The sequence below is a fragment of the Embleya sp. NPDC055664 genome, from assembly GCF_053618075.1.
The window spans coordinates 148,114-161,035 of sequence record NZ_JBSHGZ010000009.1 but is presented as its reverse complement, the minus strand read 5'-3'; the positions used below and the strand labels follow the sequence as shown (position 1 = coordinate 161,035).

Sequence of the window (12,922 nt, the reverse complement as noted above, 5' to 3'; positions counted from 1 at the left end):
GGTGGCGGGGTGGTCTGCGGGCGAGGGCGAGGGAGCGGCCGGGTGGGGGCGTCGAGGGGGCGTGTCGCGGTCGGGTGCGGGTGCGGTGTCGGGGTGGTGCGCGGGGGCGGGTGTGTGCGAGGGCGCGGCCTCGTGAGGGGCCCGACCGGGGGTGCTGCAGGTGGGTGCGTGCGCGGGTGTGGCGGCGGGCGTGCGCGTGGGGCGGTCCCGGGTCGAGTGAGTGGGCTGCGGTCGCGGTCGGGTGGGGGCGTGGGCGCGGTGTCCGGGCGGTGTGTGGTGGGTGCGGGTGAAGGGGTGGGCTCGTGAGCGGGGTGCGTGGGCGGGGTGAGGTGGTGGCGGCTTTGTTGGCCGTGCGGAACGGGTGGGTGCCTGATTGGCATCCGACGCCGGGTGGGGCTTCGATCGGGGTTGCGCATGGCTTCGGGGCGTTGTTGGCCGCGCTCGAGGAGCGGCTGACCACGTTGCCCGATCGGCAACTCGCCGCGCTCCTGGACATGGTGGGCGTGTCGCTACTGCCCGCTCAGGGTGCCGACACGACCGTGTTGCTGCAACCGCTGCCGGGTGTGCCCGACGCCCGGGTCACCGCCGGCTCGCGGCTCGGCGCCACCGTGCCCGGACAGGACGCGCCGCTGGTCTTCGAGACCCAGGAGACGGTGGCCCTGGCCGGCGCGCCGCTGGTCGAGGTGTGGAGCGTGGATCCGGGCGCGGACGCCGCCGCCGACCACTCCGCCGACGTCCTGGCCCGCCGCCCGGTCACGCTGTTCACCGGACTGCGGCCCGCGGTAAGGGAGTTGTACCTGGCGCACGACACGCTGCTCGCGTTCGCGGGGCGGGCCGTCGTCGAGGTGGCGATCGCCCTCACCCGCCCCGCCTCGACCGCGCTGCGGGTCGGCTGGGCCTGGTGGGACGGCGCCGACTGGCGGCCGTTCGCGCCCTGGGGCGATGGCGACGACGCCTCCCGCGACGGCACGGCCGGACTGACCCGCTCGGGCACGGTGCGGCTGGTCGCCCCCTGCGCGACAGCCGTGACCACGACGGTCGACGGGATCGACGGCTACTGGATCCGGGCCCGGCTCGACTCCGCGCTTTCGGCGCAACCCGGTTTTGTGGTACCCGAGTTCGCGCATATTCGGCTCGCCGCGGAGAGCACGCATGCCCGGATCGCGCTGTTCGCGCGTCCCGCGACGGGCGCCGGAACCACCGTCACCGTGCGCGCGCCGTACGGGACGACCGCGCCGGCGACCGTGACGCTGCATGTCGCGGACACCACCGCCGGCGTCAAGGAGGACGTGGCCGGGCAGCCCGACAAGCCGCTCGCCGTGGCGGGTGGCCACGCGGGCCACACCGTACGGTTCGGCGTCACCGTGCCGCCGACCGCCGCCGACACCTTCACCGCCGGCACCGCCGCCCCGAAACCGGGCGTCGACTACTTCCCGCTCGACGACCCCGACGACCTCACCGCGCCGCTCGCCCTGGACACGCCGCTGCACCTGGACCTGACCCTGCGCGCCGGGCTGGCCCCGGACAAGGCGGTCGCCGACGCGCAAGCCGTCGATCTCACCCGGGCGTTCACCCCGCTGGGCCCGGCCCCGGTACGCGGCAGCGCGTTCCACGTCGCGTGCGACGCGGCCTTCGGCAAACCCGGCGCCCGGGTGACCGTGGTGGTGGGCCGACCGCGCACCGCGGCGGAGGAGGCCGACCAGCGCACCGGCGAACTGACCGGCGGGGTCCAGAACGCCAAGGAGTTCCGGGACAAGACCGTCGCCGACATCCGCGCCGTGGCGACGAAACTGGCCGCGCTCACCGCCGTCACCGGCGACCTCGGTCGCGCCGTCGTCTCGCCGCTGTCCGGCGAGGACCCGGTCGGCTGGTACACCGGGGTCAAGACGCACATCCGCGACGCGCTCACCGCGCTCGGCACCGCCGCGCAGACCGAACCCGGCCTGTTCGCGGGTGTCGGCAGCGCCCGCGACCACGTCAAGGCCGCGCAGACCGCGGCCGACCCCGGCCCCGACCTCGCCGCCGCGCTGACCGCCCTCGGCGGCGCGCCGCGCGCAAGTGCCGCGCTGCTCCTGGCCACCGCCGACGTGGCGGCGCAACTGTCCGCCGGGGCCAGTGCGTTGGCCGCCCCCCGGGCCGCGCTCGCCCAGGCCCTGGCCGGCGGCAGCGATGCCCAAGTGGTCGCCGCTCACGGGCCGTTGGCCGGCGTACTCGCCACCGTGCTGGCCACCCCCACGCCCTACCTCGCGGACACGTCGCTGCCGTCCTTCCTCGCCGCCGACCCCGTCGCGTTCGTCGGCGACGTGACCGCGCGGATCGGCGCGGCCAAGGCGGCCGTCGACACCCAGGTGCAAAGAGCCCGGACGATCGCCACCGACCTGGAGAACCTGGCCCCCGAGGACCTGCTCAAGGCCGTCGCCGGCGCGCAGACCCCCAATCAGCTCACCGCCCCCGAGGTGACCTGGGAATACTTCGACGGCACCCGCTGGCGACCGATCGCCGCCGCCGGCGCCCCCGCCGTACTCGCCCTGCAACGCTCCGGGGCGCTGCACTTCACCGTCCCCCGGGACTGGGCGAGCGCGAGCGTCACCGGCGACGAACGCCGTTGGCTGCGCGCGAGGTTGGAACGCGGCAGTTTCTCGTTCCTGCGACAGGTGAGCTGGACCGACAAGTCCGGCGTGCTCAACTTCCTGCCCGTGGTGGAGCCGCGCCCGCCGATCCTGGACCGGTTCGAGGTGTTCTACCGCCATCTCGCCGGACCGGACGATCCGGCCCACACGCTCGCGCTCGACGACCACACGCTCGCCGACCTGACCACCCGTCTCGCCTTCCCCGGACCCGGCGCCACGCCGTTTCGACCGATGGCCGAGACCGCTCCGAGCCTGTACCTCGGCTTCGACGGCGAATTGCCCGCCGACCGCCTCGGGCTCTACGTTGAGCCCGCCGACGAGGACCCCGACGCGGTACCGGTGCGGCCCACCTGGGAGGGGTACGACGGCACCGCGTGGGTGACGCTGGCCGGCGACGACGGTACGGAGGGGCTGACCCGCACCGGCGTGATCGGCCTGCTGTGGCCCGGCACCTCCGGCGCGCCCGGCGCCCCCGTCGCGGGCGCCGCCGACCACACGGTGACCCTGCTCGGGCGCGGCGCCGCGGCCCGATTCGCGCCCGGCGACCGGCTGTTGCTCACCGACCTGCGCGGCGGCGAGCCGGTGACGGTGGCCGCCACCGACGGCGAGACGCTGACCGTGCGCGACCGGCTCACCCGCGCCTTCGCCGGCGGCGAACTCCGCGACGCGCCGCCGGCCCGATTCGGCACCCCGCGCACCTGGATCCGGGCCCGCTTCCCGGCGGAGGCCGACCCGCCGCAGGCGGCGCTGACCGCACTGGTCCCGGGCGGTGCTCGGGTGCGGCAGGTGCAGACGGTCACCGACGAACTGCTCGGCTCGGCCGACGGCAGCGCCGGACAGGTCTTCCAGGCCCTGCGGATCCCGGTCCTGGACGGCGCCGTGGTCGAGGTACGCGAACTCGACGGCGACCGGGCGGCGGTCGATCTCCCGCTGCTGCAACGGGAGTTGGGGGAGCGGGCGGCGGGCGCGCTGCGCCTGGTCGGCGACCCGCGCACCGGCCGGACCACCGAGGTGTGGGTGCGCTGGGACGAACTGCCCTCGCTCGGCCTGGCCGGCCCGGCCGACCGGGTGTACGTGTGCGACCACGCCACCGGGCGCCTGCTGTTCGGCGGCGACGGCCACGGCCGGGTGCCGCCGGTGGGCGCGGACAACGTGCGGCTGCGCAGCTACCGCTCCGGGGGCGGCGCGATCGGGAACGTACCGGCCGGGGCGATCACCCAGGCGATCAGCGCCGTCGCGGTCGGCGGAGTGAGCAACCCCCGTGGCGCGAGCGGCGGTACGGACGCGGAGCGTTTTCCCGACGTGCTGCGTCGTGGGCCGGCGCTGCTGCGACATCGGCGGCTCGCGCTGACCGAGGGGGACGTGGCCGCGCTGGCCCGGGAGACGGTACCGGCGATCGCGGCGGCCCGCGCGCTCGGTGCCCGGGATCGACACGGGCGGGTGCTTCCGGGCGTGGTCCGGCTCGTGGTGGTGCCGCGCGACGGTACGCAACGGCCCGCGCCGACCGGGGAGTTGTTGCGGCGGGTCCGGGACGCGGTGGGAGCGCGGATGCCGGCGGCGGCGCGCCTGGTGGTCGAGGGGGCGCGCTATTTCCCGGTCGGTGTGGCCGCGACGGTGCGGCCGATGCGGGCCGGCGACGCGGGGCCGGTGCGGGGTGCGGTGCTCGCCGACCTGGCGCTGTTCCTGCATCCGCTGGACGGCGGGCCGGGCGGGACCGGGTGGCCGTTCGGGCGCGGGGTGTATCTGTCCGATCTGGCCCGGCGGCTGGAGGCGGTACCGGGGGTGGACGTGGTGACCTCGTTGGAGCTGACCGTGGGCGGTGTGCCGGCCGGGGACGTGGTTCCGGTCGACCCGGACGCGGTGGTGTGCGCGGGTCCGCTCGCGGTGCGGTTGGCCGGGGCAGCCGGGGCAGCCGGGGCAGCCGGGGCAGCCGGGATGGCCGGGACGGCCGGGTGGTCCGCGGGTCCCGGAAGGGAGTACTGAACCATGCCCCTGTTTCCGCCGAATCCGGACACCAGGCGGTGGCCCGACCTCGTCGCCGAGGCGCGGGCGTTGTTGCCGCTGGAGAGCCCGCGCTGGACCGACCACAACCACTCGGATCCCGGCATCGCGGTGATCGAGATGCTGGCGTGGCTGGTGGACACCGACGTCTACCGGGTCTCCCGGGTGACCGACCGGCATCGCCGCAAGCTGCTCGCGCTGCTCGGTGTACGACCGACCGCGCCGAGCGCCGCACGGGTCGTGTTGGCGATCCGCCCCGGACCCGGCGCCCCGGCCGAACTGCCCGCCGGGCTCGGCTTCGTCGCACACGGGGCGGACGCGCCGCTCGGCCTGGAGACCGTGGCGGCACTGCCGCTGACCGGCGCCACGGTGGCGGCGGCCGGCACCGCGACGGACACCGCCGATGAGTCCAATTGGACCGATCACACCCCCACCCTCCTCGCCGGCACCACCGTGGACGCCCTCGGCCCGGACCCGCACGTCGGCTCCGCACTGCTGCTCGGCCTGGACCGGGCGCTGCCCGCGGGCACCGCGCTGACCCTGTGGGTGGATGCCGACGGCACCGACGACCTCGACACCGAGCCGCATCACAGCGCGCGAACCGTCTGGGAGGTGCGCTCGGGCGGTGCCTGGGTGGCGCCGGCCGAGGTCGACGACCACACCCGCGCGCTGACCCGATCCGCCGCCGTGCGATTGCGGATCGGGCCCGGTGGGTTGCCCGTCGAGCCGCTGGGCGTGGCCGGTGCCCGGGCCTGGTTGCGCTGCCGCCTTGCGCGGGGCCGGCACGACGCGGCGCCGCGGTTGCGCCGGGTGGTCGCGGACGCGGTCGAGGCGACGCAGGCGAGTACGGCGGTCGGTGCCTACGACGTCGCGCCGGGGGTGGTGGTCGGCGGGGCGGGGGCTCCGGTGGAGGGGGCCCGTACCGCGCTGACGATCACCGTGGACAACGCGCGGACGGTACGCACGGTGCATACCGGCGACCCGGGCGCGCCGACCGTGCGGGTGCTGCGCTGGATCGCGCCGACCGCGACGGTGCCCGGGCGGCTCGTGGTCGAACTCGTCGCGGTGGGGGTCGGGGACGGCGCGCCGGAGCAGGTCTTCGCGCTGCCCGGCGGTGCGACGGCCGAGGCGCCCCGGGTGTGGTTGGCCGATCCGGCGGGCGGTGTGGAGGCGGTGCGGTTGGTTCCGGATCTGGACGCGGCCCGCCGGACCGACCTGTCCGCCGTGTTCGACGCCCGCACCGGGACGTTGACGTTCGGCGACGGCCGCGCGGGACGCGTGCCCGAGCCGGGCCGTACGGTGCTCGCCGGCTACCGGGGCACCGCCGGGGCCCGAGGCGGCGTACTCGCCCCGCCCGCACCCGTGGCCGTCGCCGACGACGCCCGCACCCGGGTCCTGCTGGGCGGACCACCCGTCCCCGGCGCACTGGCCGCCACCCTCGTCGGCCCGGCCGAGGGCGGCACCGACGCCGAGGACACCGCCGCAGCGGCGGCCCGCGCGGAACGGGCACTGTGGGCCCACGAACGCCTGCTCGACGCGCTCGCCGCGGCCGACGCGCAATCGCTCGACGATCTGCCCCGCGCGACCGTGCCGCGCCTGGCCGTGCCGGAACGCGCGGTCACCCTGCCGGGCGTCGAGCGGTGCGCCCTGGACACCCCCGGCACCCGGATCGCCCGGGCCCGCGCCTTCGCCGAGACCGACCCGCGCCTGCCGGGCCTGGTCGCGGCGGGCTGCGTGACCGTCGTGGTGGTGCCGGCGCTGCCGCGCGAGCGCCCCGAACCGACCCCCGGCCTGCTGCGCGCGGTCCGCCGGCACCTGGCCGGGCGGCGAACGGCCGGCACCCGGTTCTTCGTCACCGGGCCGCGCTACGTCGAGGTACGCGCCGAGACGACGGTCGTCCTGCTCCCGGGCGCCGATCCGGTGGTGGTCGCGGCAGCGGTGCGGGTCGCGCTGGACACGTTCCTGCACCCGGTCACCGGCGGCCCGCGCGGTACGGGCCGGCCGTTCGGGCGGGACGTGTATCGCAGCGAGGTGATGCGGGTGATCGACGAGGTCCCCGGGGTGGACCACGTGAGCGCGCTCGCGCTGCGCGCCGACGGCGGGCCGCCCGGTTGCGGCGGGTTGTGCGTACCGCCGAACGCGCTGGTCGTGCCGGGTCCGCACACGGTGAACGCGGTACGGGCGGAGGCGGGTCGATGAGGGTCGGTGGCGGCGCGGCGGCGACGGGGTCCGCGGATCGGGTGGTCGAGGAGGCCGGTGTGCGACTGGCCGCCGCCGATCTGCGCGACCTCACGGGCAACGAGGTGTCGAGCCTGGCCCGGCACACCCGGGCCGCGCATCGCACGTGGGGTGTCGGCGTGGGCCTGGAGGTGTGGAACCTCGGCGACGGGCGGGTGCTCGTGGAGCCGGGCGTGGCGCACACCCGCTGTGGCGAGTTGCTGGTGCTCGGGGCCGACGAGGTGCCGTTCGTGCCGGCGCAGGCGACCGGGCCGCTGACGCTGGTACTGCGGGCCGAATGCGGTGGCCCGAGGGCCCGGACGCGCTGGGTGGCGAGCGGGGTGCCGGCGGGCGCCGAGGACGTACCGCTCGCGGTGTACCACCCCGACACGCGGACGCTGGACGTCGGCGACGGCGCGCGGCGCAACGCGCACGGACCCGGCCCGGCGGTGGTGGTCGCGGGCCGGATGGCGCGAGGCGGGACGGCCGCCGAGGGGTCGCGGATGCAGTGGTCGGCCCGGATCGACTTCACCCGCCCGTTTGCGGGTGTACCGGAGGTGTTCGTCACCGCCGAGGGGCCGCCGCCGGCCCCCGCGGGCGCCACCACCGTGCAGGTCTCGGCGGTCGACGCGGCGGGTTTCCGGATCACCGTGCGGCACGTGCTTCCGGACGACGGCGCGCCGACCGAGCAGCCGAAGGTGTCCGCGGTGCCGATGGCGTTCGGGTGGATGGCGGTATTGGCCGCCCAGCCGGTCCCGGCGCGCCCCGAGCCCCGCACCGACCCATGCCCACCACCGTGCACCCGCCCACCCCTGAACCTGCCCGGCCTCCGCGGCCGAGCCGACACACCGGCCGACGTCCGACCGGGCACCCGCCCGGATCCTCGATCGAGGGGGAAGTTCGTATGACGGGCCCGACGACGAGTGGGGCGGGGTTGCCGTCTACGCATCGGCCGCGCTTCTTTGCTCGGCAGGTGCGGGTGCGCTCGGCCGCGCGGGGTGGGGCGGGTTGCACGCCGCCGTGCCGGTTGCCGCGCCGTGTGCGGGTGGCTGCATCGGCGGGTGTTCCTCCGGATGTTCGTCCGGGTGTGTGCTCGGGCGGGTGCTCGGGTCTTGGATCGAGGGGGAAGTTCGTATGACGGGCCCGACGACGAGTGGGGCGGGGTTGCCGCCTACGCATCGGCCGCGCTTCTTTGCTCGGCAGGTGCTTGCCGCGGCGGAGTTGAACGATGTGGTCGCGATGGAGCGTTCGCGGCGGTGGTTGCACAACCGGGTGTTGCACGGGTGGGGGGTGGCGCTCGGGCTCGAGGTCACCGGAGCTCGGGGCGGCAAGCGGGTGGCGGTCGGTGCCGGGTATGCGCTCGATGCGCTCGGGCGGGACCTGATCCTGGCCGAGGGGGTGGAGGTCGACGTACCGGCCGTCGCCGCCGGGCCGGACGGTGGTGCCGTGGTGTTCTGCCTGACGCTGCGCTGGACCGAGGACGACGAGGCGGCGGTACGGACCCGGTCGGGCGAGTGCGGGGCGGTCGGCGCGGTGCGGTTGGCGGACGGGCCGACCGCGGCCTGGTGTACGCCGGCCGAACTGCGCGACGGGCTGGACGTGTTGCTCGCGACGGTGTCGGTGCGGGGGTGCGCGCTGACCGCGCCGCCCGATCCGGCCGGGCGGCGGGTGCTGCCGGTGTTGCCGACGCCGTATGTGGCCACCGGTTCCACGGGTGCCTTCGGCACGGTGTGGTCGCGGGTCGTGGATCCGGCCACCGGTGTGGTGATCGGGCTGCGCACGCTGGTGGACACGAGCGCGGCGGGCTTCGGCGACACCCCCGCGTATCTGGTCCGCCTCGACGGCGACCGGGAGTTGACCGCCGCCGGCGCGCCGGGCGGCCAGGCGTGCGTGTTGGACGGTACGCCCTACGTCGACGCCCCGGAGCCGGGACGGATGACCGTGATGGTGCCGATGCCCGCCGGCCGGATCGGCGGGGTCGTCGGCGGCGCCACGACGCTGCCGCTGAACCCGGCGCAGGTGCTGGCCGATGTCACCCTGCCGGACCTGGTGCGAAGCGCACTCGGCTGGCACATCTCGTGGATGGGGGTGGAGGGGGCGTGAGCGGCGTGAGCGACTACCGCTGGGTCAACGCCCTCGGCCGCTGGCCCGGCGCGCGGTTCGCCGGCGTGCGCACCGACGGCGAGCGGTTGACGCTGGCCCCGGGCGCCGCCTCGCTCGAACCGGTGGCCGTCGCCGACCTGGACCCGGCGAACGGCCCGCTGGGCATGGTCGTACTCGCCGACGGCACGGTCCTGGTCACCGACCCGGGCCACGGCCGCGTCCTGCAGGTGGACGGCTGCGACCACACGGTATGCGTCCTCGGCTGCCTCGACGTCGCGACGGGCGACCCGGCCGCACTCCGCGAACCGCGCGGTCTGTGGCTGCTCGGCGGCGGACGGCTGTTGGTGGTGGACGACGCGGCGCAAGACCTTCGCGCCCCCGACGGTTCGCACCGAGCGGAATGTCGTCCCGCCGGCATGGTCGTCCGGGCCGACACCGGTGAATACCTCGCGCCGTGGACCGATCCGCCGCCGGCCGAGGACCCTGCGCTGCGGGCCGCCCGCGAGCGGGTCGGCGGGCTCGCGGCGGTACGGGTGGTCGACGGGGTGCTGGTGGTGGGCGGGGCGCGGCAGGTGCCGGGCGCCGGGGTGGTGTTCGTTCCGGACGGCGGTGGCGACATCGTGCTGTTGGCCGCAGCGGACCTGGCCGGCATCGCGGTGGATCGTTGCGGGCGGGTGTTCGTCGCCGGCCCCGGTGGGATCGCCCGCCTCGGCCCCCGGCGGATCGGCGCGCGCGGCGTCGCCGTGGTGCCCGCGCCGCGGGAGCCGGTCGGGGTCGAGCACTGGGATCGGGTGCGGGTCGTGCTCGCCGAACCCGCGCCGGCGGGCACCCACGTTCGGGTCTGGACGATGCTCGCGACCGACGCCGCCGGCACCCCCGATCCGCCCGACCCGATGCACGCCGACGCCGACGACGCACCCGTGCCGACCGCCCGGGGACGCTGGCGGGCCGGCCCGCTGGACGGTGTGGATGTACGGGTCCTCGCCGGCCCGGCCCACCTCGGCGACCGGCTCTGGATCACGATCGAACTGCTGGGTGACGGCCGCGGCACCCCTCGCGTGGACGACATCCGGGTGGAACGCCTGGGGCGCGGCCTCCTCGACGCGCTGCCCGCCGCCTACACGGGCGACGACGACGGCTCCGGCACGCTCGGCCGACTGCTCGGCCTGTTCGGCTCCGCGCACGCGGCGTCGGTGCGCGGCCTTGACGACCTGCCCGCCTCGCTCGACCCCGGCGTGGCCCCCGACCGCCCCGACGACCCGTGGCTGGACCGGCTCGCCGGCTGGGTCGACGCGGTACCGCTCACCGCCGCCGACGACGCGGCCCGCCGCGCGAACGTCGCCGGAGCGTACGCCGCGCACGGCCGGCGCGGCACCCCCACCGGTCTGATCGAGGCGGTCGCACGCGAGACCGGGGTCGCCGTCCGGGTCGTCGAACCGCTGCTGCGCGCACAGGTCTGGCGCCTGGGCACCGGCGGCCTCGGCCGGGACACCGGTACCCGCGTCGCCGATCCCGGCCCGCCCGCCCTGGACACCACCGCCGTCCTCGACGGCGCCGACCTCGTCGCGGCACACGATCGTGGCCTGCCGCTGTATGCGACCTACGCACACCGGGTGTGCGTGCACGTCCCGCCGGAGCGGGCCGACGCACTGCCCGAGATCGCGCGCGTGGTCGAGCGCGAGCGACCGGCACACGTGTTCGCACAGGTGCGGCTCACCCGTCCGGGCGTGATCCCGGGACAGGTCGGCATCGACACCGTCGTGGCGGGCCCGCCGCCCGCGTGGACCGCCGGCGCCGGTCCCGGGTCGGGCGCCGACGTACGCCTGCCCGGCTCGCCCGCCGCACACGTCGGCGGCCCGGTCGAGACCCGCCTCGACACAACGCTTCCCACACCGGGCGGTCGCGGTGCGACCCCCGTCCGTCTGCAAGGGGTTGAGCACACGTGAGCCAGGACCGACAAAACCACACGTCGGACACGGGATGCGGCTGCGGCGGCGAGGACGCGGCCCCGGCGCCGCCGGTGCGCAACCGGTTCTATCCCGGCAAGTCGATGGACGTCCGCCACTGGTACATCGAACAGTCCTACCACCGGCGGACGGCGGCCACCCTGGCCCGACTCGGCCTCGGCCCGGGCGTGTTGTGCGGGCTCGACGTCGAACTGGGCACCGACGGCGCGCTGACCGTCTTCCCCGGCGTCGCGGTGGACGGCCACGGCCGGCTGATCGTGGTCGACGAGCGGGTACGGATCGAGCACCCGAACCAGCCCACGGACTGCGCGGGACACCCGAAGGGCGACTCGATCCAGACCGGCACGGTGGTACTGCGGTTGTGCGGGCACGAGTGCGGGGCCGAGTACGCGCGCATGCCCGTGGTGGACTGCGAGGTGCGCGAGGAGTGTGTGCCCTCGCTCACCCTGGAACGGTTCTCCCTGCGGATCACCGCCGGCGAACCCGATCCGGTCGGGCTGACCGCCGCGCAGTGCGCCGCGATCTTCCCGACCCGGCCCGGCGAGCACTTCGACCGTCGGGAGAAGATCGCCGACACCGTCGAACACGACTGCGGGTGCGTCGAGGAGTGCCTGGCGCTGGCGACGGTGACCTACGACCCGCCCCACGCGCCGGACCTGGACGCGGTCACCGCACGGCCGGTCGTGTACTCCAACCGGGTGCTGTTCGATCTGCTGATGTGCCTGGCCGCGCGGGTGGACAGGTGTTGCGCCGACACCACCGCCCCGCCCCGGATCACCGGGCTGTGGCCCAAGGTCGGCACCGGGGCGAACCCGGACACCTGGCGGGCGTTCGTCGCCGAGAAGCGCTTGGAGATCGCCTTCGACCGGCCGCTCGTGGACGCCGCGTTCGACGCCCCCGACACCTGGCTGGGCCTGTGGCAACTGGACCACCTCGGCGCCCGGCGGCTGACCCTGACCCGGGCCGGCGGCGCGTTCACCCGCGTCACGGTGCCCGTCGGCGGCGAGGGCGTGGCGTACACCGTCGGCCTGCAGAGCGAGGGGCTGCTCACCTCGACGGTGTTCGTGGTGGGCAGCCGGGTGGCGCTCGGCGGGCCCCCGCGCGCGCAGGGTCCGGACGGACTCGCCCTGGACCCGGACCTGGTCGGCACGGCGCTGACCGCAGCCGATCGCAACACGCTGTGGGCGTTGACCCCGGGCGCGCCCCGGGACACCACCCTGAACACGCTGATCGACCGGGCGCCGCTCACCGCCGTCCCGCCGTTCCCCACCGGCAACGGCACCCAGGGCGGCGAGATGCACGTGTTCACCCCGTTCCCGCCGCCGACCCTGCAGGACGAGGAGCACGCGCCCCGGCTGCTGCGGGTGTGGCCCGAGGGCGGCGTACGCCCGAACCGGGCCGGAGCGTCGCGCTTCACGCGGAGGCCGCGGATCCAGCTCACCGTGGACCGGGCGCTCACCGATGCCGCCCTGGCCGAGCCCGGCGGCTGGGTACGGCTGTTCCAGGCGGTGCGCGAGGGTGACCGGATCGCCGGCTTCCGGCGGCTCGAATTGGGCGGCGGCGTGGCCGCGCAGCCCGAGGGCGAGTCGCCGGCGCCGGCCGAGTCGATCACCTACGCCTTCGAGGTGACCGGGGCGGAGCCGGACGGGGAGTTCCTGCTTCAGGTGCGCTCCTCGGACACCGTCCCGGTGCCGCCGTTGGGCGCGGACGCGCCGACCCTGGCGCTGGACGCGGACTTCCTCGGTACCGCGCTGGACAACCACACGCTCTTCTCGATCTGGTCCGGCGATCGGCACCCGCTCCCGCCGCTGCCGGTCGGCGTGCTCGGCACCCGGTCGACGGTCGGCGAGCGGTTGTTCGACGGGAACCCCGGCGGGTTCCTGCACATCGCGTTCACGGTGGCGCCGGGATGAGCGCGGCAGCGGTGAACCGAGACGCCCACCGAGGCGTATGCCGCGACGTAAATCTGCACGCGCACCGACTCGCACACCCATACGCACACCC

At 76.1% G+C, this 12,922-nt stretch carries 6 protein-coding genes; all 6 read left to right on the top strand.

Annotated elements, in window-relative coordinates; genetic code table 11:
* Window positions 1-365 precede the first annotated feature (365 nt).
* On the top strand, window positions 366-4,613 hold the full coding sequence (locus ACWGR4_RS18245) for a hypothetical protein (protein WP_452129184.1): 4,248 nt from the start codon (window positions 366-368) through the stop codon (window positions 4,611-4,613).
* A 3-nt stretch (window positions 4,614-4,616) separates the two neighbouring features.
* Window positions 4,617-6,830: a hypothetical protein gene (locus ACWGR4_RS18240; RefSeq protein WP_452129185.1), complete on the top strand. Its 2,214-nt coding sequence runs from the start codon at window positions 4,617-4,619 to the stop codon at window positions 6,828-6,830.
* Entirely contained in the window at window positions 6,827-7,756 is a 930-nt protein-coding gene (locus ACWGR4_RS18235) for a hypothetical protein (RefSeq protein ID WP_452129186.1), read from the top strand. Before ACWGR4_RS18240 ends, ACWGR4_RS18235 begins: the two co-directional genes overlap by 4 nt.
* Before the next feature lie 295 nt (window positions 7,757-8,051).
* Complete coding sequence (locus ACWGR4_RS18230; RefSeq protein WP_452134214.1) at window positions 8,052-8,951, top strand: hypothetical protein; 900 nt, start codon at window positions 8,052-8,054, stop codon at window positions 8,949-8,951.
* Window positions 8,948-10,897: a phage tail protein gene (locus ACWGR4_RS18225; RefSeq protein WP_452129188.1), complete on the top strand. Its 1,950-nt coding sequence runs from the start codon at window positions 8,948-8,950 to the stop codon at window positions 10,895-10,897. Before ACWGR4_RS18230 ends, ACWGR4_RS18225 begins: the two co-directional genes overlap by 4 nt.
* On the top strand, window positions 10,894-12,831 hold the full coding sequence (locus tag ACWGR4_RS18220; protein WP_452129189.1) for a hypothetical protein: 1,938 nt from the start codon (window positions 10,894-10,896) through the stop codon (window positions 12,829-12,831). Before ACWGR4_RS18225 ends, ACWGR4_RS18220 begins: the two co-directional genes overlap by 4 nt.
* The last annotated feature ends 91 nt before the right edge of the window (window positions 12,832-12,922 follow it).

What these genes read in the sequence shown, in the direction of transcription:
- ACWGR4_RS18240 (WP_452129185.1), top strand. Translation starts at nt 4,617, where the DNA reads ATGCCCCTGTTTCCGCCGAATCCGGACACCAGGCGGTGGCCCGACCTC.
- ACWGR4_RS18235 (WP_452129186.1), top strand. Translation starts at nt 6,827, where the DNA reads ATGAGGGTCGGTGGCGGCGCGGCGGCGACGGGGTCCGCGGATCGGGTG.